Below are 22,571 nucleotides of genomic sequence, written 5' to 3' on the forward strand. Positions count from 1 at the left end.
CTCTTCAACTCCTCCAAGGAATCCGCATGTCCGGGCTTGAACTGTTTGCCGCCGCGCTGGGTGTTATCGCCGTCTGGCTGACAGTCAAACAAAACCCCTGGTGCTGGCCGATCGGCCTGGTCATGGTGCTGCTCTACAGCTGGATCTTCTTTGAGGTGAAGCTGTATTCGGACATGCTTTTGCAGGTGATCTATGCCGCGCTGCAGCTCTATGGCTGGTGGCAATGGACTCGTGCGGGCGAGGCTCATCATGGACGGCAAATCAGTCAGCTGGACACTCAACCCATGCTGCTCGGTCTTGCTGTTGGTGCAGTCGGCAGCCTGCTGCTGGGGGCCGCCATGGCCCACTGGACGGATGCGGCTCAGCCTTGGCTGGACGCCGCGCTGACAGGATTCAGTCTGGTCGCGCAGCTGTGGATGGCGCAGAAACGCATACAGTGCTGGCCGCTGTGGATCGCGCTCGATGTGATTTTCGTCGGTCTGTTTGTCTATAAAGGTATGTACCTGACCGCCGCGCTCTACGGCATATTTATGCTGCTGGCGGTGCAAGGCTGGCGGGAATGGCGCGCCGATCCGGCGTTGCGCACATGAAAGTACTGGTCTTGAGCGGCCCGGAGTCCAGCGGCAAGAGTTGGCTGGCGGCCGAGCTGCAAGCCTGCTTCGGCGGGGTGCTGGTGGGTGAGTATGTGCGTTATTTCATTGAGCAGAATCTGCGCGACACCTGCCTGGCCGATATCCCGGACATCGCCAACGGACAGCTGGCCCGGGAAGACGAGGCCCGGGCACAATTACCGGCCTTGCTGATTCTCGATACCCATCTGCTGAGCAATATGCTCTGGAGCCGGACCCTGTTTGGTGACTGTCCAGACTGGGTCGAACAGGCATTGTTATCCCGGCATTACGATCTGCACCTGTTGCTGTCACCCGAAGGCGTCGACTGGACCGATGACGGTCAGCGCTGCCAGCCCGAGCTGACTGAACGCCAGTGCTTTTTCGACGCCAGTCTGGTCTGGTTGCAGCAGCATCAACAACCCTTTCAGGTGATCAGGGGTGACTGGGAGGAACGCCGCAAGCAGGCGTTCAATGCCGTCGAAAAACTGCTCGCTCGCTGATCCTGCTCAAATAGAGACATAAAACCTCCATTTGCTTGAGGATGTGTCCATTCCTGAAACACTCGTTGCTCACAAAAACACCCTCCCCACGCGGGTTCACTACATTGTCATTACGATTGTTAATCGTTTGATACACCTCTTCGTCAATGCCTGATTCATAGTTCCACGCTGTGTACAGGTAGTTACTGAAAGTTTATCTGTCTCACAGCTGGAACACCTGAACCTGAAAAAGTTTCAGCGTTTAAACACAACCCGCTGATTAACAAGTAAAAACCGAAAGCGGCACAACTTCTGCTCTTTCCTTCATATCGCTGAATAGGGCCAGCGCATAGAGAAGGATTTTCGCCGTGGGAACTATCAATACGGGTTTTGCTCGCTTCCTGCTCATCGGTTGTACCATCAGCTCGATACTCAGCTTCCCGGCCCAGGCCACTGATGACGGCACAATCGTCCTGCGACGCGATGTGCAGCCACAAGCCGTCGGCAGACCTCCACTGCAAAAAGACCCCTATCCGACCACCGTCAGTGCCAATCCCTCGGCGCGGGTCATTCAGTCGGCCAATAACACCGAATTGAGTGACGGCGACTTTGCCGGGGTCAGCAGCGGTTCGTCCATTCGCGGCGGCAATAACCTTCCAAACAGTTCAAACCTGCCAGGGCTCAACGTCGTGACCAATCCCAACGGCATGCCCGGCATGAGTGCTGGCCACGGTGGCGGCAGCGGCAACGCGATCTCGGGAACGATCAACCGTTCCATCGGTGTGGGCCTTTCTCCGCTGTCCAACATTGGCGGAGGGAAATGAGATGAAGCGCTCCCTTTTGTTTCTGGCATTGCTCGGTTGTACCTGGGCCATGGCCGACTCCGCCGTACCTGTGGTGAACAACGCCACCCTGCAGAACTCGGGCGCGCAATACCACGGCAACCTTACCGTCAACCAGGCCGCCGGCGATCAGCAACAACAAATCAACAGCCGGGCCATTGCTATCGATACCCAGGCACAGGCCGGCGGTAGCCTGAAGCAAAAACTCACCACTGGTGCCGATCGATCCATGAATGCCACGACCACCATTGGCGGCAGCTCTTTCAGCAATGGCAACGGCGCGCTGGGCGTCAACCAGTCCGCCGGGGCCAACAACCAAATGATCAACGCGATGCGGATCAGCATCAGTGCCCAACCGCAAAGCATCGATGACAGCGTCCTGTCCCAACAGAACGTAGCGCTATTACCAGACTCGGGAGCAACTGACGCTTCGCAAGGCAGCCGCCAGGTCGTTACCAGCGACCAGGCATTCACTGGCAGCCGGGGAGTGATTCAGGTGAACCAGAGTGCCGGGGTGGGGAACCGAATGGCTAACACCCTGAGCATCCGGGTCGCTGACTGACCCGAACGCAGTGCGATTAGGCTAAACGAAGTGCATTTAGAACGTACCGACACTTAACCAACTAATAAGCACGGAGAAACACCATGAAACCCACAACGGCTCTCAAACCACTGGTCTTCGCTCTGGCGGCGATCATGGCTATGGCTGTACAAGCAAACGGCAGAAACGAACACGGGCATGGTCACCACCATCACGGACCCAAAGGTCCAACCTGGGAACAGCAGCTTTCAATCGATGCCGCCGCTACCGCGACCGTAGGCGACTACCAGGAAAGCTCGAACAACTCAGTGCTCAACCAGGCCACCGAAAACAGTGCCGAAGTCGACGACTCGATGAACGGCTCCGACGGCAATATGGGCGCCAACGTGGCGGGCGGTGACGGCAACCAACAAGACAATGCCGTCGCTCTGGCTACCGCTGATGAAAGTTTCATCTTCGGCAGTGCCGTGGCATCGTCCACCGCGTACCAGGACAACACCAATAACTCCGTCAGAAACTTCTCCACGCAAAACACCGCTACGCTGGACAATTCGGGCAATAACGGTTCCGGCAACATTGGCATCAACGTGGCTGCCGGCAACTTCAACCAACAGAAAAACAACCTGGCAATCGCCGTGTCCGGCGGACGCGTAGCGACCGCATCAGCTGACGCTGACCAATACTCCGGCGGTCTGGATGTGGACAACAAAGGTGTGCGGACTTACAAAACAGACACCCTTACCGGCACTGTCGAGTCCAGTGGCACTTACGAGGGTACTGGCAGGGGCCGCATTGGCCACCATGGGGACAGATTCACCTTCCACGAACAAGGCACTATCGATCTCTCTGGCGTAACGACCCAGCAAGTGCTGACCAAAGACGGCTGGAAAGACCCAGTGGTGAACTTCGCCGGCATGAGCGGTTCGATGAACGGCTTCTCCGGCAACGGTGGCGCCAACGTAGCGGCGGGTGTGGGTAACCAACAAAGCAACTCGATGTCCATTGCTGCCGGCTGCAATGCCTGCCCAAGCACGTTCTAACCACGATGATCAAAAAGCCCCGGAAACGGGGCTTTCCACAGTCCCCACAAGGCGAATCGATCATGCGTATGGCTGCCCTCACCTTCCTCCTTTGCCTGGCTGGCCTGACTCAGGCCGCACAAATGCCGGTCGCCGTCCTCCCGGGCGGAAACCTGGTGTACAAGCCTGTACAAAGCGTGCGCGAGCGCAAATTCAGCGACCTGGTCGAACAGAAAACCGATTTCAGTTGCGGCGCCGCTGCACTGGCCACGGTGTTACGCCAAGCCTACTGGCTCGACGTCGATGAGGAGCATGTCATCAAAGGCATGCTGGTCAACGCTGACCAGAACCTTGTACGCACTCAAGGTTTCTCCATGCTCGACATGAAGCGCTACATAGAAAGCATCGGCATGCGTGCCCGGGGTTACCGGATTCCTCCAGAAAAGCTTGCGGCCGTGACGATTCCGGTGGTGGTACTGATGGAAGTTCGCGGCTACAAGCACTTCGTGGTGATGCAGCGGGCACACAAGGACTGGGTCTACATAGGTGACCCGGTACTGGGCCATAAACGCTATTCCCACGCGGACTTTGTCAAAGGCTGGAACGGCATCGTCTTCGCAATCATCGGCACCGGTTACGACAAAACCAACGCTTTGCTCGACCCACCGATCCCCCTGACCGCGAAAAACAAGCTGGATACCTTCAACCCCGTCAAAGATGCAGAACTGATGGACTTTGGTTTCATTCAGAGCGACTTTTTCTAGAAGCCAAATAATGATAATGGGGCAGGAAGCTCCGGGAGCAGCAGATGAAAACCTCATACTGGCTGGCCGCCGCCTGCCTGGCAGCAACCTTTCCTGCGCTTGCCAACGCAGGATTCAAACCGATAGAAGTCAAGGATCAGGAACTCGCGCAATTACGCGGTCGTTATGTCATGCCAGGGCGGATCATCAGCTTCGGCATTGTCATGAGCAGCACCTGGCGCAATGCCAGTGGTGATCTGATTGGCGCAACCGCGTTCATGCAGATCCAGCAGTCCACCATCAAACCCGAATTCTATGTCTCGACCATCAGCCAAGCGGGCGATGGCACCACCCCCAGCCATGGCACGGGGAACATCACCGGCGGTGCAGGCCTGAGTACTACCCAGGGCGTCACTCAAAGCGTGCGTGCCGCAGGCGACGGCAATACGGCCTACAACGACGTCAGTATCAACGTTACAGAAGCCAGTCAGGCCCCGGCACTGCCTCCCACACAAGGCCAGATGTTGATGAGCGGACAAACGATTACCAGCAGTAATGAAGCTGGCAGTGTCGCGGTATCCGCCAGTGGCGGCGGCGTCCAGATGGCGATTCAAGCCAATAACAATCAGGGCAGGTCCCTGCAGCAAACGGCCCACGGCGGCCTGCTGCAAAACACCCGACTGCTGGGCAACAGCAACCAGGTCAACAACCTGACTCGACTCAACGTGGTGCTCAACAATAACGGCCACAGTGCCGGTGCGCTGGACTGCAATTTGAGTCAACTCAGAGGGCTACGCAATCAGGGATATTGAACTACGCTGTTCTCGACCATTGGGCTACAAGGGATGGGTTAACTCATGTATCGATCAGCGGCGCTTAGAGTGGTTGTATGCTTGAGCGCTCTCTATCCGGCAGCACTGCTGCAAGCAGCACCTGATGCGGACGTAGAGAGCCTGAAACAGGAACTTTTAGAGCTGAAACAACGATACGAAGTGCAGCAAAAAGCATTAGCGATACTGGAGCAACGGGTTCGTCAGGTGGAGGAGCAACCGGCCACGCCACAACCCAGACGCCTGGCCAAATCTCCAGCGGACATGAAGGGCAACACGCAGGTCGCAGGCACTGGTGCTCGCGCCGCCTCAGGGGGCGCTGCGGGTGGCAGTTCCTACGGTCAATCGCTCAAGGATGATTCGGAACCGGCGCAAAGCGTTTCCAACCTCTACGACGAGGCCAGCGGCTTTTTCGGTGGCGGCAAGTTCAGCGTCGAAACCGGGTTGACCTATTCGCGCTATGACAACCGGCAGCTGATTCTCAATGGCTTCCTGGCCCTGGACTCGATCTTCCTCGGCAACATCAACCTGGACCGGATCAAGGCGGATACCTGGACTCTGGACGTCACCGGGCGCTACAACTTCAACAACCGCTGGCAGTTCGAACTCAACGTACCGGTGGTTTACCGTGAGTCGACCTATCAATCAGGTGGTGCCAATAACGGCGCAGCAGGCGTAACCAGCGAAGAAACGGTCACCCGAGATCCGGCCCTTGGCGACGTCCACTTCGGTATTGCCTACAAATTTCTCGACGAATCGGTCAACACCCCGGATGCCGTGCTGACCCTGCGGGTCAAGGCACCCACCGGCGAGGAGCCGTTCGGGATCAAACTGCGCCAGGTGCAAAACAACACCAACCTGTTCGTACCTGACGAACTGCCAACCGGTAACGGCGTCTGGTCGGTCACTCCGGGGATCTCGCTGGTCAAGACCTACGACCCGGCCGTTCTCTTCGGCAGCCTGTCCTACACCCACAACCTGGAGGAGTCTTTCGACGACATAAGCTCGACGGTCAATGTGCAAACCCCGGGCAAGGTCAGACTGGGCGACAGCTTCCAGATCGGTGCTGGCATCGCGTTCGCCTTGAACGAAAAAATGAGTATGTCGTTTTCGTTCTCCGACCTGATTCAGAAAAAGAGCAAGCTCAAGCCCGATGGCGGCGATTGGCAATCGGTGGTTTCCAGCGATGCCAACGCAGGCTACTTCAACGTCGGCATGACCCTGGCCGCCACCGACAACCTGACCATCGTGCCCAACCTGTCCATTGGTCTGACCGATGATGCGCCGGACTTCACCTTCAGCCTGAAACTCCCGTACTACTTCTAGCGATCCAAAAGAAAAGGCCCGCTGCGATGGAAATCGCAGCGGGCCTCTTCCCTTGGGAAACCTAACGAATTTGATGCTTGTGCAGCAGTCGGTAAAACGTCGGACGCGATACACCCAATACTCTGGCGGCCACACTCAAATTATCGCTGTGCCGATTCAATACGTCGCACAGCGCCTGGCGTTCGGCGCGGTGCTTGTAGTCTTCGAGGGTGCCCATGGGTGTTGCGATGGAGTGGGGGCTGAGTAATCCCAGATCCTGCGCTTCGATTTGCCGTCCCTCGGCCAGGACCAACCCGCGGCGAACACGATTGGCCAGTTCACGGACATTGCCAGGCCAGTCATGCTTGCCCATGGCTACCAGTGCATCCTCACTGAAACTGCGCGGACGTCGACCGGTTTCCTGGCTATAAAAGTGCGAAAAGTGATTGGCCAGCATCGACAGGTCACCATGGCGCTCACGCAAGGGCACAGTGACGACTTGTAATACATTCAAACGGTAATACAAGTCCTCACGGAAACGCTTTTTTTCGATGGCTGCTTCCAGATCGACATGGGTGGCTGCCAATACCCGCACGTCTACCGGAATCGGCTGACTGCCACCGACCCGCTCGATGTGCTTTTCCTGTAAGAACCGCAGCAGATTGGCTTGCAACTCCAACGGCAAATCGCCAATTTCGTCGAGGAACAGCGTGCCGCCGTGGGCCGCTTCGATACGTCCGATCTTGCGTTGGTGAGCGCCGGTAAAAGCGCCCTTTTCATGCCCGAAGAGTTCGGACTGGATCAGATGTTCGGGGATAGCACCGCAATTGATCGCCACGAACGGCTTGCTGTGACGCTGGGACTGCCGATGCAGGGTTCTAGCCGCCAACTCCTTGCCGGTGCCGCTCTCGCCACGAATCAATACCGGCGACTCGGTCGGCGCCAGTTTGTTCAAGAGTTTGCGCAACTCGCGAATCGGTCGACTGTCGCCCAGCAGTTCATGCTCCGGTTGATCGACATGAATAGAGCCCTGACCGCGCAACCGCGCCATGCCGAATGCCCGCCCCAGGGTCACCTGAACCCGCGATACATCGAAAGGCAAGGTATGAAAGTCAAAAAACCATTCGCAGACAAAATCACCAACGTTTTGCAAATGCAGCATGTCCTGGCTAAGCACGGCGATCCATTCGGTCCCGCTGTGGCTGATCAGTTCCTTGACCGCCTCCGGTCGCTCCAGATGAAACGGCTGCAACCGCAACAGACCCACATCGCAGGAACGGTCGGTGGCGGCCTCCAACGTACAGCTGTCGACGTCCCAGCCGACCGTGCGCAAACCAGGCAGCAGACGATGACAATCGTCACAAGGATCGACCACTAGCAGTCGTCGTAGGGCAGGCGCTTCGAGCATGACTGTTCCTTGGCGCCAAATTTAAGAAATGTTATTAGAAACAATCATTTGGCGGGCCCGTTTGTAACATTAGCAACAACTTGACGCGGCCTTGTATCGTTTGATTATAGGGGCAATACCCAATCATCCTTGATTCGCTATAAGAACGGACTTTGTTAGTTGCCTATTGAGTTACAAACCTTTCATTCAGCTTTCAAAAGCACTGTTTAACTGGCTATTTGAAGAAAAGTTGAAAAAACCTGTTATTGCGTGTGACCTGCCCCACCTCTTTGTGCATCAGTACTAGTAACCAGCCGAACGGTAAGCCCAACCGGCGGCATATCACTTGTTTGGGCATTTGGAGAGAAGACACATGGACGCCCCGCTCCGCATCAACGAAGCACTTTTGATTGCCGGCCACGCATTCGAGCCTTTTCAGTGTGTCGCCTGGGCCGACGGTAATGGCGAACTCAGCCTGACCGTCATCGACCGGACCAATACCCGTATTGGCCGCAAACAGATTCCAAGCAGCACCTACTCCGATCCTGCCCAGCTGGAAAGTCTGCTGGAAGAGGCTCGCGCCGAGTTGAGTCAGGAAGGCTACACACTGCAATCCTGGACAATGCCGGAGTAAGCCATTGCCTTCAGGTGCAAGACAATGGTTGAAAGAACGGACATGCTCATTCTTTCAACCATTTTTGGTCAAGAAACCAGTGAATGGTATTTAGCTGAAAAAGTATCGGCGTCCAGTGCCGAAGAATGAGCCACCCACAGGGTGAGTGGGTGGCCGGTTATGACATCTTGACCTCGGTGGTCATGAAGGGTATTGCGGCCCTTCGCATGAGTTCAAGCCTGGAGCCCGTAAACCACTGGGCCGCGACGCCCACTATCGAGGAAAGCTTCACCGCCAACGATAATACGAGCACTGCTCTGAACCTTCACATCCCAGGACAATCCTCCTGACGTACCGACATGAACCCACCCGGTCGTACCGAAGCTGATGTCATGAACACCATTGGGTAATAGCCTGCAAGCGATCAGATCCCGAGCAATCGGCTGCTCTACTGTGCTGTCGGTGTATCCGACCACCACGAGCTTGCCATCCAGTTGTTGGACCAATGAAGTCCAGCGTAAAAGAGCACTATTGGCGTAGGTCAATACAGGAAGCCCGCCATTCCACTGCTCATCGGGGTGACCGTCTGCGGTGAACCTCATCACGATGCCCCTTGTCCTCACGCCCCCTTCTGATTTCATGCCAGCAAACACCAGCTTGTCATCCGTCTGCACGATGAGTTGCCCAAAGCTGAGTGACAAGCCGTCCGTCGCAAAAAAAGCAAAACCATTGTCACCAAATTTGGTATCGATCTTCCCCTCCATGTCATAACGCACAAGAACCAGCTGACCGGGTGTGGCGCCACCTCCTACAATGATTTTTCCGTCTTGAATCACAACGCTACGAAGCAAGATAGTGGTGTCCTCACTTTCGACCTCGACAAAACCGGTACCGGCAAAGCTGGTATCGAGTTCACCGTTACTTTGCAGGCGAAGCAGTACTGACCCTCCGGAGGTAGAAGTGAAATAACTGAAGGCTATGAGAATTTTTCCATCATCCTGCAGACAACCGTCGATCCAATCCACAAAGGCGTAATCACGGTGTGGTATAGGGATAACGAACCTGCCGAAGACCAGGTCCGGGCTACCGTTGGCATTAAAACGTGTCAGTGCTGCCGGCTTGAGACCGGTGACTTCCAGGCTATTGCCGATCACCAGAACCTTGCCATCCTTTTGCAATAGCAAGCGCGTTGGTCTTGCATCTTCACCGTCGACAAACTGCCACTCACCGGTATTCCCACTACCACCACCAAACCCTGGGTCCGGGATACCGTCGGGATCGGTGCGGTATAAAGTGAAACCTTTTCCCTGCCAGGCAGCGTAGGTCAAGGCACCTTCAGCTGATAACACAGTGGCCCTGACCGAGCCGCTCTGAAAGTTGGGTCTGATTTGTCCAGAATCAACAAATTTCGGGTCGAGTTTGCCCGGGTCAACCCGGCTGACCTCTTTTGCCTGAATTTCCATGATGTTTGCACCTGTCTCTATAGTTTTGAATACTGCTCGCGGTACGCCCTGAGTCGCCTGACAAGCCAGTCATCACAACCCACGACTTACCGGGATGATTCAAACAGAACTGTTGAGCGTTCGAAACTGTCATAAATGACAGTTGTATCTTTGCAAAAAGACGAGATTGCAGTATTCAAGGGCCTATGCAGACGATCAATCACAAGTCAGTAAAGCAATAGCGCACCTTGAACTTCCCCTTCGCTTACGGCACCTTGCGCGCTTCTTAATACAAGGAGCTGCCGATGTCCGGTTCAATGGCCCAGGCGTTCGCGCACAATTTTCTCGGGCATTCGCCACGCTGGTACAAGGCAAGCATTCTCGCGTTCCTGATCCTCAATCCGCTGGTGCTCTGGACCGTCGGCCCGGTGGCTGCCGGATGGCTGCTGGTGGTGGAGTTCATTTTCACCCTGGCCATGGCGCTCAAGTGCTACCCGCTGCTGCCCGGCGGGCTGTTGCTGGTCGAAGCCTTGCTGCTAAGCATGACCACGCCCCAGGCGCTGTATGACGAATTGCTGCATAACTTCCCGGTGATCCTGTTGCTGATGTTCATGGTCGCAGGCATCTATTTCATGAAGGACCTGCTGCTGTTCCTGTTCTCGCGCTTGCTGTTAGGGGTTCGCTCCAAGGCGTTGCTGGGGCTGATGTTCTGTTTTCTTTCGGCGTTTCTGTCGGCGTTTCTCGATGCATTGACCGTGACGGCGGTGATCATCAGCGCCGCGGTGGGGTTTTATTCGGTCTATCACCGCGTGGCCTCGGGCAATGACCCGCGCCAGGACAGCGAGTTCGACGACGACCAACACCTGCCGACGCTGCACCACGAAGACCTCGAACAATTCCGCGCTTTCCTGCGCAGCCTGCTGATGCACGGCGCAGTGGGCACGGCGCTAGGCGGTGTCTGCACCCTGGTGGGCGAACCGCAGAACCTGTTGATCGGCCATGAGATGGGCTGGCACTTCGCCGAATTCTTCCTGAGAATGGCCCCGGTCTCGCTGCCGGTATTGGTGGCCGGCCTGGTGACCTGCGTGCTGCTGGAGAAGCTGCGCTGGTTCGGTTACGGCACCTTGCTGCCGGACAACGTGCGCGCGGTACTGGCCAACTATGCCGCTGAAGACAACGCCGAACGCACCTCGCGTCAGCGCGCGGCGCTGCTGGTCCAAGGCCTGGCGGCGTTGATTCTGATTGGTGGGCTGGGGTTTCACATTGCCGAAGTCGGCCTGATCGGCTTGATGGTGATCGTGCTGATCACCTCATTCACCGGCATCACCGAAGAGCACCGCATCGGTAATGCCTTCAAGGATGCAATGCCGTTCACCGCGTTGTTGGTGGTGTTCTTCGCCGTGGTGGCGGTGATTCACGATCAACAGCTGTTCACGCCATTGATTCAGTGGGTACTGACCCTGCCGCCAGAGCAGCAACCGGGCATGCTGTTTATCGCCAATGGTCTGTTGTCGGCCATCAGCGATAACGTGTTCGTGGCGACGATTTACATCACTGAAGTGAAACAGGCGTTCATTTCCGGCCATATGAGCCGCGAACACTTCGAGACCCTGGCGATCGCCATCAACACCGGCACCAACCTGCCAAGCGTGGCGACCCCGAATGGGCAAGCGGCGTTTCTGTTTCTGCTGACGTCGGCGATTGCGCCGCTGGTTCGCCTGTCGTACGGGCGGATGGTCTGGATGGCGTTGCCGTATACCGTGGTGATGGGGGTTTTGGGGTGGTATGCGGTGAGCTTCTGGTTGTGAGGTGATTGCACCGGCCTCTTCGCGGGCAAGCCACGCTCCCACACTGGATCTGCGGCGGGCCGAAAATTGATACCCGTACTCGGTCCAGTGTGGGAGCTGGCTTGCCTGCGATTCAGGCGACTCGGTGTCTCAGGCTAGCCCATCCCGAGAATAAACCGCTCGATCGCCTCGGCCGCGCCATCCTCGACATTGCTGCCAGTGACCACGTCGGCCTGCCCTTTCACCTCTTCTGGCGCCTGCCCCATGGCAATCGACAGCCCGGCGCGATGAAACATCGGCGGGTCGTTGCCGCCATCGCCGATAGCCGCGGTCTGCTCCAGTGCCACGCCGAGGAATTCGGCCAGGGTTGCCAAGGCATGCCCCTTGGTCGCCTGCATCGCGGTTACGTCCAGGTAGATCGGTTGCGAACGCGAAACCTGGGCCTGGCCCTCGACTTTGGGTTGCAGTCGCGCTTCGAGCTCAATCAACAATTGCCCATTGGCGCTGGCGGCGACGATTTTGTCGATCCGTTCAAGGTACGGCTCGAAACTCTCGACCGTCACTGGCGGATAACCCAGGCTGTGCTGTTCACGGGGAACCATGGGCGCGGTCGGCTCTCGTAGCAACCAGTCACCGTCGGCGAAGACCCAGACCTCCACCTCCGGTTGCCCGCAAAACAACTCCAGGGTGGTGATTGCCGCATCCCGCGGCAGGTAATGGGCGACCAGAAAACTGCCATCCGGATGAACGATGGTTCCGCCATTGAACGCCGCCGTCGGCAGATCGACGCCCAAGGCCTCGATCTGCTGCAGCATGGCCTTGGGCGGTCGGCCAGTGGCCAGACTGAAGAACACCCCGGCCCGACGCAGCGCCCGCACCGCCTCGATCGTCCGCTGACTGAGGCTGTGGTCGGGAAGCAACAAGGTGCCGTCCATATCGCTGAGCACAAACTGGATCGGATAATCCGTTACACCTCTCATCCGAGGCTGTGCCAGACGCGCCCGTCTCGAGTCAGCAAATCTTCTGCTGAGGCCGGGCCGTCTTCGCCCGCCGCGTAAGTCTGAACCCTGGACTGCTCCTTCCAGGCATCGAGGAAAGGTTGCACGACGCGCCAGCCATTCTCGATATTGTCCGCACGCTGGAACAGCGTCTGGTCACCGGTCAGGCAGTCGTAGATCAGGGTTTCGTAGCCGGTGGACGGCTGCATTTCGAAGAAGTCCTTGTAGGCGAATCCCAGCTCGATGTTGGCCATGGCCAACGCAGGCCCGGGACGCTTGGCCAGCAAGTCGAACCACATGCCTTCATTGGGCTGAATCTGGATCCGCAGATAGGTCGGTTGCAGCTCATCGACTTCGGTATCGCGGAACGGCGCGTACGGCGCGGGTTTGAAACAGATGACGATTTCCGTGTCGCGCACGCTCATGCGCTTGCCGGTGCGCAGGTAGAACGGCACGCCGACCCAGCGCCAGTTATCGATCATGATTTTTAGCGCGACATAGGTTTCGATGCTGCTGTCGGGGGCCACATTCGGCTCTTCGCGATAACCGGCCAACGGCTTGCCATCAAGCTCACCCGCCGCGTACTGGCCGCGTACCGAGTTAGCCAGCGCCTCCTCGGTGGACCAGGGACGGATCGCCCCGATGACCTTGGCTTTTTCTCCGCGCACCGCATCGGCGCCAAAAGCGGCCGGCGGCTCCATAGCGACCATCGCCAGCAGCTGAAACAGATGATTGGGCACCATGTCCCGCAGCGCGCCGGTATTTTCGTAGAAGCTGCCGCGGGTCTCGACCCCGACGGTTTCCGCCGCGGTGATCTGCACATGATCGATGTAATGGTTGTTCCAGAAGGCCTCGAACAGACTGTTGGAAAACCGGCTGACGAGAATGTTCTGGACCGTTTCCTTGCCCAGATAATGGTCGATCCGGTAGATCTGCTTCTCCGTCATGACCTTGAGCAGGCAGGCGTTCAGCGCTTCGGCGGTTTGCAGGTCGGAGCCGAACGGTTTTTCGATCACCACCCGGCGAAAGGCTTCCGGGGTTTCCAGGAGCAAGCCGGCGGATCCGAGGCGACGCACCACTTCGCTGAAAAAGCGCGGTGCGGTCGCTAGATAAAACACCGCATTAGCGCTGCCACTGGCGGCGATTTTCGCGGCCAGTGCCTCGTAGGTACTGTCGTCGAGGAAATCACCCTGGACGTAGCTGATGCTCTTGGCCAGCTTGGACCACAACAGCGGGTCCAGGGCTTCCTTGCCTTTACCGACCTTGTTGGCCACCTCGGCACGAATGAAGTCCTCGATTTTCCTGGCGAAGTCCACATCACTGATAGCGTTGTGATCGACGCCCACGATGCGCAGGCCATCGTCCAGTAAACCGTCACGACTCAGGTTGTACAGCGCCGGCATCAGCAGCCGCTTGACCAGATCACCATGGGCGCCGAACAGAAACAGCGTGGTCGGCGGCGCGGGTTCTGCCTTGTTTTTTTTTCGGTGCGAGGTCATTTTTTCGGTGTCTCGACATGGCCGCCAAAGCCGAAGCGCATGGCTGATAACAGTTTGTCGCCGTAAGTGCTTTGTTGGCGCGAACGAAAGCGCGCGAACAACGAGTTGGACAGGACCGGTACCGGCACCGATTGCTCCATGGCCGCCTCGATGGTCCAGCGGCCCTCGCCACTGTCGGCCACGGCGCCAGAGTAGCCGTCGAGTTTAGGGTCGCTGGCCAGCGCATCGGCGGTCAGGTCCAGCAGCCAGGACGAGACCACGCTGCCACGACGCCAGACTTCGGCGATGTCCGCCACGTTCAGGTCAAAGCGCTGATCTTCCGGCAGGTTCTCGGACGCCTTGGTCTTGAGGATGTCGAAACCCTCGGCGAACGCCTGCATCATTCCATATTCGATGCCGTTGTGGATCATCTTCACGAAGTGCCCGGAACCCGCAGGACCTGCATGGATGTAACCGCGTTCGGCGCGATCATCTTCGGCCACGCGATCCCTGGTCCGTGGGATGTCACCCAGGCCGGGCGCCAGGCTGTCGAACAGCGGGTCGAGACGTTTGACCACTTCGCTATCGCCGCCAATCATCATGCAGTAACCACGCTCCAGCCCCCACACGCCGCCGGAGGTGCCGACGTCGATGTAGTGCAGGCCGCTTTCCGACAACGTCCTGGCGCGGCGGATGTCGTCCTTATAGAAGGTGTTGCCACCGTCGATGATCACATCGCCGGCGTCGAGCAGTTGGCTCAAGGTTTCGATGGTGTCTTCGGTTGGAGCGCCGGCCGGCAGCATCACCCAGACCGCTCGTGGTTTTTCCAGGCCCGCGACCAGCGCCGGTAAATCCGCCACGCCAGTTGCGCCCTCTTCGCTCAAGGCGCTGACAAATGCTGCGTTGCGGTCGTAGACCACGGTGGTATGCCCATTGAGCATCAGGCGTCGCGCAATATTGCCGCCCATGCGGCCCAGTCCAATAATCCCGAGTTGCATGTACTGATGCTCCCTACTACAAATAAAGACGTGTCAAAGGTTATAGCGCAATGAGGCTAATGAGGGTTAGTCCAGAGCGGCTCGACATAGTTTCCCGTCAAGGGGATCGATGCGCAGGATCACGTCAGAAATCGCGACGAAGACACAAGGACAATAAAAAATAAAAAAGTTCCATTTGCCGGAAAAAGAAATCAGAATCGACGCCGATGGTGATCCGACCCTCAGACTTGAGCGGCCGGACCACAGTTGAGACACGCCATTTGCGAGGTGAGCAGTGGGCACATTACTGACAGCACGTCCTGCACAAACTCTTTACGTCACCATTCGTCGCGATGAACTGCGCCAGCTCAAAGACGAGCGCGAGCAGTTGCTCAACCAGGTTGCACAACTGCGCCTGCAATTGCAGGCGCTGGGCTTCGAAGATCTGTCGCCTCGTTCGCTGATCCGCTCCCTGGATTGATTGGCAGATGTACACGGCTAATCGGCGGTTTTGACGCTATGATAGCCATCGATACGATCCAGTCTTTTGATTAGTGCATGACTTCTGCTTGCTCCGCGTTACGCCCTTGGTGGGAGGGGATCGAAGAAGTATTTCCTGGCGAAATCGGTTTTCATAGTGCCGGGATAGATAACGCTTCCCGCCCCGCCCCCGGGGTTGCTCAACTGATCTTTAACAGTCATGAACCTTAAACGCGCCAGTTTCAGATGCCCTTGCGTCATGGAAACGACTGATTTGGCAGAGCAATGAAAGTGTGCATACCACACTACTTTTCTAGCGCTTCGACTTTTGCTGTCGACTATTTCGTACTCAAGTAAAAAACTTTTTTCGTTCGGCGTAGACTTATCCGTCCAGGACGGGTTTTCGACATGAACTTCACGCTCTCCCAGTAGATATTCGAAGCTCCCGGCATTCGGCGGCAAGGTCTTGGTTACATCAATTCGCAGCTTTTTCCCTTCAACGGTCAGCCGCTCACCTGCGCTCTTCAGATCCTGGAACACTTTGACAGCCGCGCCCCAATCAGGGCCTGTAACGCCTTGCATTTTTTGCTGGATATCCGCAGCCATTTCATTCAGTTTTTTTGCCTGAGCCAGAAACCTGTCTTCGAGACTGGCTGGCTCACGGTACCGATGAGCGTCTTTCTTGTAATCAGCAATAAGTTTAATGACGCCATCGACAAACTTTCTGCCCTTGTCGATTAACGTAAGGAGCGCTGGAGCAGGCGTGGGTGATTGGGGTTCTTGCGGTTGCTCGACAATTCTCTGCCGGTAAATGTCTTCACCCTCATGCTTGTAGTAAATAATGTCTTCTCCGGTTTCGACATCCTTTACCGCCACCGTTTCGTCAGGTTCGCTCGCTGTTTTCTCTTGAGCGTCTCCCAAGCGGTAGCCTTCCGATGTTTTAATCAGACGCTCATTGGGACGCTTGACCCTCTTTCTGGTTTTTTTCGGGGCCTCCCCGACGGGTTGTTCAGTCTCTACCGGGGAAGGTTCTTCACCCAGCACCTCCTCATTGATCGACTCGGACAACTCTTTTTCAGCGATAGCCCGCACACGCTTCAAGGCATCAAGAAACCTCTCGAGAAAGTCCTGAGGGACATAAGTACGTTGATTTCCAACTTTGCGCAGGTTGCCCGCCATCAGTTCCGCGTCATTGTAAACATTGACCGCCTCCTGGAGCAGGTCGATACGTTGCCGCGGCTCAAACCCCTGCGTCGATTCCAGCTTCAATACGTTAACCGTCACTGCTCCCAATCTCGCCTTGCCCACCCCTTCCAGGCCCGCCACTTCAGCGAGGCTGGGCTCAAGTGCGGGATCCCCGGCCAGCACACCTCGCAAGCACGCCAATTCACGAACGATTAACCACTCGGTGGTCTCCGCGCGCTTCTCCAGCGCGTCTTTAAGCAATTGAGTCTCTGCGGACAAATAGCCGGTTCTTTGTAAATAACCCTTTCTTGTACTTCTATCCAGGGCCTCAAGCTCTGCCATTGTCTGCTCAAGTCTGGTACTGACTCTGATCCGTTCGGGAAACCCGTTAAGTACTCGCTTCCTGATTTCCAGCAACGCGCTGTAAGGCACATCAGTCGTAACGGTCTTGAGATTAAAGGCCAGTGGAAATACGTTTTTCTGAGAAAGCCCCAGCTCCAACCATATCGCCGACAGCCTGATCAGCTCCTCATCGACAACACCATAACCGATCACGATCCCCTGCAGATTTTCAAGAATGGCATCACGTTGATAGTCTTTATCTTTTTCAAGAAGCCTCGCAACTTCCTCACGTAGACTGATTAGATTCAAATGACCATCAATGAATCGCCTGGCTTTCTTCCTGTAATCTATATCCGCATTGCGCAGACTCTTTTTCAGCGTTTCGAGTTTCGTCTCAAGCCGACTACGCTCGTCACCGACAAGCGTCTCACGTGTTGCAGCGTCGCGTATTATATCCTCCGCTATATGGCGCGCTTTACCGAAGGCACCCTTTGCTTCGTTCAATGCTTGCTGTATGCCTGAGTGCAATTCAGCTATGCGATCATTCAGTCTCTTGACCTTGAGCGCATAATCCACACGTCGCGCTCGTAGCTGCGGATCAGCGAACACGTCAGACAGATAGCGGCTCATTCCTGGTCCGCCGCCACGCACACGAAACTCCGGTGCGATATCCCAAAGGTCCTGGCCGTTGTTTTTCAACTCCAGCCATTTTATCGGCGCCCCAAGATTATCGAGGACCACGACGTTCTCGCCCTCGGTCGGCGCGACATTCGCCCAACCCTGCCCACGGAGACGACCGGGCACTTTTGCATACCAGCGTCCATCGACCACCTCGATCCCTTTCGGCGCCGGTGCGGTAATGACCGGCCCGCGTCCGTCCTGATTGACCCGCAGAAAACGCTCGAGCAATTGCCGGGAATTGCCGGAAATCGGCGAGGAGAAATCCAGCACACTGTCGGTAAGGGCGCTGGCCGCACCCGACCCGATGGGAGGTTTCAGCTGCGCCTTGACCTCGACAGCACCCGGTCTGGACACAATCCGGTGGGGTTCGAAGGGTTTGACCGGCGTAGTGGAAGCGGGTGAAAAACGAATCAACAAGGCCAGCGCCAGATTGATCAACAGGTTGAACGTCAAGTCTTTCAGAGGTTCGCTGTCGTCCTCCGCGAGTGACTCCAAGGCCTGTAAAACAGCGGTCTCCATAACAAACAACCAGCCAACGGCTGCTGCGGGCCCACTCACAAATGGCAACACCACGTTAAGTACGCTGTTGAAGGTGATCAAGCCCATTTCTTTCAGCGTGTTCCAACGGTACTCGGCATTGGACAGCGTTTGCTCGTCGGCCTGGAGAGCCAGGACGTTGGCGTTTGCTTCGTACAAATGAGCCAGCACATCGCCGTTCAGCACTTGCTTGTCGAGCTCAGCGGGTGCCGGGCGGAGCAAGTCCGCATCGAATATGACACCTGCCGGATGGGGTTCGCGAAATCCTCCGTTGTCATAGATTCTCCGCACATCAGGCGCCAACCAGTCCAGGATGCTTTTTTGCAGCGACGGATTGGGCCGGCTGCCCCGGGGTAGTTCTAACGTTGGCCGAGGGTCGTTACTGACGACCTCATCCATCAAGGCATCGAGCGAAGCAAACTCAATCAGTCGTTCCGGGTAAAGAGGCCGGTACAGGATATGCGGGCCGACCGTCACGTCTGTTGGCCCGAACACAAACATATCGGGAACCACATGCGTCTGATTCGACACATCGGTATTGAAGGCCAGGGACCTGGCCACGATCACTTGCCCGCAAACGCGCCTGGCTTCAGGCTTTGCTTCCATGATTGCCGCCACGCAACGATATCCTGCGTCGGTAAAGCCCGAGCGCTTCCTGATCTTGTTCTCGAGTGCCAGCATCGGCAGTTGAATACGCAACTGATTGGCGAAGAGTTTTTCGCGCTCGGCTCTCTGTAGCTGATCACCGAGCAGCAATCTTTTGATTTCGGCCGGGTAGTTTTTGCCGATGTCCGCGGCGCTGATCAGATCTCTCAGCCTGTCGAGGGTCATCCAGGCCGGCGCAGGCGAACCGTCTTTACGCTTGAACTCAGTGGCCAGGAAGGGTAATCCGGCGAGGTTATTCAACGCCCTGTGAGTCAGGCTTTGGGTTTCGCTGGTAAGCCGTCCGGTCCCAGGCCCAAGGATTACCAGCACGCCATCTTCATTACGGTATTGGGTGACGTCGATCTGGTCCGGGTCCACCGCTTCGCCATAGGCAGACATCCCGTCCTCCAGGGCCTTCCTGGCGAACTGCTCGGCAGTACGAATCCCGTGATTGTAGGCCTGTCCTTTTGTCGCTTGCTGAAGGGCCGCCAGCCGAAACATGTAACGACTGTATTCCTGAGTCTCGACAGGGCTGGCCAGCTCTATCCAGTCGGGCAACTGAATGCTGACTTCGTTATAAAGCGTTTGCTCGTAAACACCGGGGTTCTGTTTGAGCAGATAGGGAGCCAGATCTGTCAGACGCGCATATCGATCCTCCAACGCTTTTAGATCCTGCCCCTCGAATGCCCCGAAGAAGTTCAAGACCTCAAGCTGATTATTGAGCAACGCCTGGGCCTGAGTAACAAAGACATCACCGAACGACTCATAGGGTTGCAGCTCAAGCGTGCTGATTTCCGCCCGGCGCCCCCATTTGCTCCCCTCTGCGTCAGCGAAAGCCTGCAGCGAGTCGTAGGTTTTGATAAAGCCACTGGGTTCAAACCACACTACAACCTGGCGACAGCTGACGTAACGCATCACCAATATGTCATAACTCAGGTGAGCCCTGTAGGTGCCTCCAGTCCGGGCACGATAGTCAATGAGGAAAGCCTGCGCGCAGTCCGGTCCGTATTGAATCAAACGATCCTCTTTGATGGGGCAGTTGATGACTTGCAAGAGGGTGCCGGCCTGCTCTGCATCCAGAAAGGAGCCACTGCCCGAAGGCCCCATGCTGACCAGCAATGCGCTTCTGAGCACATCGCTGAGCCATTGCCAGCGGCTGGTGCCTTCAACCGCCGGCTCATTCCAGTAATCCGTCAAGGATTGCTGCAATGCGGCAATCATGACCTTGGGCAACCTTCGTAAAAGATCTTCGACTTCGCGCATCTCTACCGCTATGCGCCGGTTTCGTTCATCGCTCAGAAAGTGCTCGCGGGTGAAATGCAACCGGGCTTTTGCGGTAATGCTATGGATCATCACCTCGAACAGCGGTGTTCTGGTATAGCCATTGATCCAGGTGTCCTGGCGTTCAACAAAGCGACTGTGTTCACCGTAGCCCTCAAGAACAGTCCGTTTTCCGCTGACCCAATTGGGCGTATTGAGGGTCACCGTGAGCACGTTAATTTTCAGTTCGGGGTATTTGTTGTTCAGCGCCGCACTGAACTGTCTCAAAGCAGCCGTGATCACTATCGGTCGGTCCTTGAACTCTTGATAGACCGCCTGGGCCAATGTGTCAGAGGCCTTTTCCGGTGTTGCTGGAACGTCTGTCATTTCAACATCCTGTTGTTATGCATTGGGCAGCAGGCCCCTCTGGCCTGCTTCAACGGGATGTAATGCGATTTCACCGGTCGATGTGCGGTAACTAAATATCCCTCCGTGCGCCTCGACCATGCTACTCACGTTTTTTTCACACTCAGATAGTGATACTCCTGAACATTATGGCTGCTCGATTTTTGAGCGGTTTGTTGTCGCTGGCGCGTAGAAATCTCCAGCGGTTGAAGTCATTAATCGGCTGGAGCCCTGAATGGCATTGTTTAAACGCAGCAATACGTCTGCGAAAGGTTTTGACTGGGCAGGATTCGGTTGGCTGTTTCTGTTCTTCTGGTATTTTTCCGGCATCACCCAACTGCTGATCCTTTTGACCGGCACATCCGGTTTCTCCGGCTTCCGTCAGGCCTTTGTGATGAGTGCCGTGTGGCTGGCACCGATGCTGCTGTTCCCAGCGCGCACCCGGTTGCTGGCGGCATTGATCGGTGTGGTGTTGTGGGCCTGTTCGATGGCGAGCCTGGGCTACTTCTTCATCTACCAGCAAGAATTCTCGCAAAGCGTGATCTTCATCATGTTCGAGTCGAACATCTCTGAAGCCGGCGAGTACATGACCCAATACTTTGCCTGGTGGATCGTGCTGGCGTTCATCGCCCACACTGCGTTCTCCATATTTCTCTGGACCCGATTGCGTGCGGTGCATTTGCCCCGCGCTCAGGCCTGGATTGCCGCCATGGCGATCGTGATCGCCGTCGTCGGTTACCCGCTGATCAGACAGATCATCAAGAACGACACGTTGACCGCCGCCATCGAAAAATTCGAAACCAGGGTCGAACCGGCCGTGCCATGGCAAATGGTCGTCGCCTGGCGTCGCTACACCCAGCAACTGGAAAACATGCAAGGCATGCTCGACAACGTCAGCAAGATCGCGCCTCTGCATAACCTCAAGGATGCGATGGCCGACCAGCCGGCGACCCTGGTGCTGGTGATTGGCGAGTCGACCAACCGCCAGCGCATGAGCCTGTATGGCTACCCTCGGGATACCACGCCGGAACTGGACAAACTCAAAGACCAGATGGCGGTTTTCAATAACGTCATCACGCCGCGCCCTTACACCATCGAGGCGCTGCAACAGGTGTTGACCTTCGCCGACGAAGAAAACCCGGACCTGTACCTCAAGACTCCGTCGCTGGTCAGCATGATGAAACAGGCCGGTTACAAGACCTGGTGGATCACCAACCAGCAGACCATGACCAAACGCAACACCATGCTCACGACTTTCTCCGAGCAGGCCGACGAGCAGGTCTACCTGAACAACAACCGCAATCAGAATGCCCGTCAGTACGACGGCGATGTGCTGCAGCCCTTCTCCAAGGCACTGGCCGACAGCGCACCGCGCAAGCTGATCATCGTGCACCTGCTCGGCACGCACATGAGCTACCAGTACCGCTACCCGCCGACCTTCGACAAGTTCACCGACCGCAAAGGTGTACCTGATGGCGTGCGGGACGATCAGCTGCCGACCTACAACAGTTATGACAACGCGGTTCTGTACAACGACTTCGTGGTCTCGAGCCTGATCAAGGACTATGCCAAGACTGACCCGAACGGTTTCTTGATGTACCTCTCCGACCATGGCGAAGATGTCTTCGACTCCCCTGGCCACAACACCTTGGGACGCAACGAAGGCAAGCCGACCGCTCCGATGTACACCGTTCCGTTCATGGCCTGGGCCTCACCGAAATGGCGTGAAACCCACACTTGGGATTTTGCCGGTGATGTGGACCGCCCCTACAGCAGTTCGCACTTGATCCACACCTGGGCTGATCTGGCCGGTTTGAGCTTTGACGAACTGGACCGCAGTAAAAGCCTGGTCAGTGACAGCTTCAAGGTGCGTCCGCTGTTGATCGGCAATCCGTATGAACGCAAAACAAAACCGCTGATCGATTTCAGTCTGATGAAGCCGAAGATCGCACCGCAAGCTCCGGCAGTCGTTCAGAAGTAAGAT

18 protein-coding genes are annotated in these 22,571 nt (G+C 56.6%); 12 read left to right on the forward strand and 6 right to left on the reverse strand.

Going from position 1 to position 22,571, the window contains the following annotated elements:
• Positions 1 to 26 precede the first annotated feature (26 nt).
• The 8 genes from pnuC (at position 27) to fapF (ending at position 6,391) form a co-directional block, all read left to right on the forward strand.
• Complete coding sequence (gene pnuC, locus AC3I0A_RS15185; RefSeq protein ID WP_489372754.1) at positions 27 to 590, forward strand: nicotinamide riboside transporter PnuC; 564 nt, start codon at positions 27 to 29, stop codon at positions 588 to 590.
• Positions 587 to 1,111, forward strand: a complete 525-nt coding sequence (locus AC3I0A_RS15190; protein ID WP_489372756.1) for an AAA family ATPase — start codon at positions 587 to 589, stop codon at positions 1,109 to 1,111. The genes pnuC and AC3I0A_RS15190 overlap by 4 nt, the downstream gene beginning before the upstream one ends.
• 347 nt (positions 1,112 to 1,458) lie before the next feature.
• On the forward strand, positions 1,459 to 1,914 hold the full coding sequence (gene fapA, locus AC3I0A_RS15195; RefSeq protein ID WP_489372758.1) for a fibril amyloid chaperone protein FapA: 456 nt from the start codon (positions 1,459 to 1,461) through the stop codon (positions 1,912 to 1,914).
• Position 1,915: 1 nt separating this feature from the next.
• Positions 1,916 to 2,494, forward strand: coding sequence for a fibril amyloid subunit FapB (fapB, locus tag AC3I0A_RS15200; RefSeq protein WP_489372760.1), 579 nt, complete (start codon positions 1,916 to 1,918; stop codon positions 2,492 to 2,494).
• Between the two features lie 83 nt (positions 2,495 to 2,577).
• Complete coding sequence (locus tag AC3I0A_RS15205; RefSeq protein WP_489372762.1) at positions 2,578 to 3,513, forward strand: heme utilization protein; 936 nt, start codon at positions 2,578 to 2,580, stop codon at positions 3,511 to 3,513.
• A gap of 62 nt (positions 3,514 to 3,575) precedes the next feature.
• Complete coding sequence (locus AC3I0A_RS15210) at positions 3,576 to 4,256, forward strand: C39 family peptidase (RefSeq protein WP_489372763.1); 681 nt, start codon at positions 3,576 to 3,578, stop codon at positions 4,254 to 4,256.
• Positions 4,257 to 4,300: 44 nt separating this feature from the next.
• The gene (fapE, locus tag AC3I0A_RS15215; RefSeq protein WP_489372765.1) at positions 4,301 to 5,047 is read left to right on the forward strand and encodes a fibril amyloid subunit FapE; all 747 of its coding nucleotides are present in this window, start codon (positions 4,301 to 4,303) and stop codon (positions 5,045 to 5,047) included.
• A 45-nt stretch (positions 5,048 to 5,092) separates the two neighbouring features.
• Positions 5,093 to 6,391, forward strand: coding sequence for a fibril amyloid transporter FapF (gene fapF / locus AC3I0A_RS15220; RefSeq protein WP_489372767.1), 1,299 nt, complete (start codon positions 5,093 to 5,095; stop codon positions 6,389 to 6,391).
• Positions 6,392 to 6,452: 61 nt separating this feature from the next.
• Here fapF and AC3I0A_RS15225 read toward each other — a convergent pair whose 3' ends face one another.
• On the reverse strand, positions 6,453 to 7,778 hold the full coding sequence (locus AC3I0A_RS15225) for a sigma-54 dependent transcriptional regulator (RefSeq protein ID WP_489372769.1): 1,326 nt from the start codon (positions 7,776 to 7,778) through the stop codon (positions 6,453 to 6,455).
• A 352-nt stretch (positions 7,779 to 8,130) separates the two neighbouring features.
• On the opposite strand from AC3I0A_RS15225, the gene AC3I0A_RS15230 reads away from it, so the two are divergent.
• Positions 8,131 to 8,391 (forward strand): DUF1652 domain-containing protein, encoded by a 261-nt coding sequence (locus AC3I0A_RS15230; protein WP_489372770.1) that lies wholly within the window; start codon positions 8,131 to 8,133, stop codon positions 8,389 to 8,391.
• 212 nt (positions 8,392 to 8,603) lie between these two features.
• Here the strand turns inward: AC3I0A_RS15230 and AC3I0A_RS15235 are convergent, their stop codons facing one another.
• Positions 8,604 to 9,833 carry a hypothetical protein gene (locus AC3I0A_RS15235; protein WP_489372772.1) on the reverse strand — a complete coding sequence of 410 codons (1,230 nt, stop codon included), beginning with the start codon at positions 9,831 to 9,833 and terminating at the stop codon, positions 8,604 to 8,606.
• A gap of 284 nt (positions 9,834 to 10,117) precedes the next feature.
• Here AC3I0A_RS15235 and nhaB point away from each other — a divergent pair, with 284 nt between their 5' ends.
• The gene (nhaB, locus tag AC3I0A_RS15240) at positions 10,118 to 11,620 is read left to right on the forward strand and encodes a sodium/proton antiporter NhaB (RefSeq protein ID WP_489372774.1); all 1,503 of its coding nucleotides are present in this window, start codon (positions 10,118 to 10,120) and stop codon (positions 11,618 to 11,620) included.
• A 134-nt stretch (positions 11,621 to 11,754) separates the two neighbouring features.
• On the opposite strand, the gene AC3I0A_RS15245 is transcribed toward nhaB, so the two are convergent.
• From AC3I0A_RS15245 to gnd, 3 genes are read right to left on the reverse strand one after another with little or no spacing between them, the layout of a single operon-like run.
• Positions 11,755 to 12,579 (reverse strand): HAD family hydrolase, encoded by an 825-nt coding sequence (locus tag AC3I0A_RS15245; RefSeq protein ID WP_489372776.1) that lies wholly within the window; start codon positions 12,577 to 12,579, stop codon positions 11,755 to 11,757.
• Positions 12,576 to 14,096, reverse strand: coding sequence for a glucose-6-phosphate dehydrogenase (zwf, locus tag AC3I0A_RS15250; RefSeq protein ID WP_489372778.1), 1,521 nt, complete (start codon positions 14,094 to 14,096; stop codon positions 12,576 to 12,578). The genes AC3I0A_RS15245 and zwf overlap by 4 nt, the downstream gene beginning before the upstream one ends.
• Entirely contained in the window at positions 14,093 to 15,073 is a 981-nt protein-coding gene (gene gnd / locus AC3I0A_RS15255; RefSeq protein WP_489372779.1) for a phosphogluconate dehydrogenase (NAD(+)-dependent, decarboxylating), read from the reverse strand. The genes zwf and gnd overlap by 4 nt, the downstream gene beginning before the upstream one ends.
• Positions 15,074 to 15,347: 274 nt before the next feature.
• On the opposite strand from gnd, the gene AC3I0A_RS15260 reads away from it, so the two are divergent.
• Entirely contained in the window at positions 15,348 to 15,533 is a 186-nt protein-coding gene (locus AC3I0A_RS15260; RefSeq protein WP_489372781.1) for a DUF6026 family protein, read from the forward strand.
• Between the two features lie 98 nt (positions 15,534 to 15,631).
• On the opposite strand, the gene AC3I0A_RS15265 is transcribed toward AC3I0A_RS15260, so the two are convergent.
• The gene (locus AC3I0A_RS15265) at positions 15,632 to 20,569 is read right to left on the reverse strand and encodes a dermonecrotic toxin domain-containing protein (RefSeq protein ID WP_489372782.1); all 4,938 of its coding nucleotides are present in this window, start codon (positions 20,567 to 20,569) and stop codon (positions 15,632 to 15,634) included.
• A gap of 253 nt (positions 20,570 to 20,822) precedes the next feature.
• Between AC3I0A_RS15265 and AC3I0A_RS15270 the strand changes: the two genes are divergently transcribed.
• The gene (locus AC3I0A_RS15270; RefSeq protein WP_489372784.1) at positions 20,823 to 22,568 is read left to right on the forward strand and encodes a phosphoethanolamine transferase CptA; all 1,746 of its coding nucleotides are present in this window, start codon (positions 20,823 to 20,825) and stop codon (positions 22,566 to 22,568) included.
• The last annotated feature ends 3 nt before the right edge of the window (positions 22,569 to 22,571 follow it).

It is taken from the genome of Pseudomonas sp. KH_024_B2, from assembly GCF_057839965.1.

Bases quoted from the DNA above. Each gene is read 5' to 3' on its own strand.
- pnuC (WP_489372754.1), top strand. From the start codon at position 27: ATGTCCGGGCTTGAACTGTTTGCCGCCGCGCTGGGTGTTATCGCCGTC.
- AC3I0A_RS15190 (WP_489372756.1), top strand. From the start codon at position 587: ATGAAAGTACTGGTCTTGAGCGGCCCGGAGTCCAGCGGCAAGAGTTGG.
- fapB (WP_489372760.1), top strand. From the start codon at position 1,916: ATGAAGCGCTCCCTTTTGTTTCTGGCATTGCTCGGTTGTACCTGGGCC.
- AC3I0A_RS15205 (WP_489372762.1), top strand. From the start codon at position 2,578: ATGAAACCCACAACGGCTCTCAAACCACTGGTCTTCGCTCTGGCGGCG.
- AC3I0A_RS15210 (WP_489372763.1), top strand. From the start codon at position 3,576: ATGCGTATGGCTGCCCTCACCTTCCTCCTTTGCCTGGCTGGCCTGACT.
- fapE (WP_489372765.1), top strand. From the start codon at position 4,301: ATGAAAACCTCATACTGGCTGGCCGCCGCCTGCCTGGCAGCAACCTTT.
- fapF (WP_489372767.1), top strand. From the start codon at position 5,093: ATGTATCGATCAGCGGCGCTTAGAGTGGTTGTATGCTTGAGCGCTCTC.
- AC3I0A_RS15225 (WP_489372769.1), bottom strand. From the start codon at position 7,778: ATGCTCGAAGCGCCTGCCCTACGACGACTGCTAGTGGTCGATCCTTGT.
- AC3I0A_RS15230 (WP_489372770.1), top strand. From the start codon at position 8,131: ATGGACGCCCCGCTCCGCATCAACGAAGCACTTTTGATTGCCGGCCAC.
- AC3I0A_RS15235 (WP_489372772.1), bottom strand. From the start codon at position 9,833: ATGGAAATTCAGGCAAAAGAGGTCAGCCGGGTTGACCCGGGCAAACTC.
- nhaB (WP_489372774.1), top strand. From the start codon at position 10,118: ATGTCCGGTTCAATGGCCCAGGCGTTCGCGCACAATTTTCTCGGGCAT.
- AC3I0A_RS15245 (WP_489372776.1), bottom strand. From the start codon at position 12,579: ATGAGAGGTGTAACGGATTATCCGATCCAGTTTGTGCTCAGCGATATG.
- zwf (WP_489372778.1), bottom strand. From the start codon at position 14,096: ATGACCTCGCACCGAAAAAAAAACAAGGCAGAACCCGCGCCGCCGACC.
- gnd (WP_489372779.1), bottom strand. From the start codon at position 15,073: ATGCAACTCGGGATTATTGGACTGGGCCGCATGGGCGGCAATATTGCG.
- AC3I0A_RS15265 (WP_489372782.1), bottom strand. From the start codon at position 20,569: ATGACAGACGTTCCAGCAACACCGGAAAAGGCCTCTGACACATTGGCC.
- AC3I0A_RS15270 (WP_489372784.1), top strand. From the start codon at position 20,823: ATGGCATTGTTTAAACGCAGCAATACGTCTGCGAAAGGTTTTGACTGG.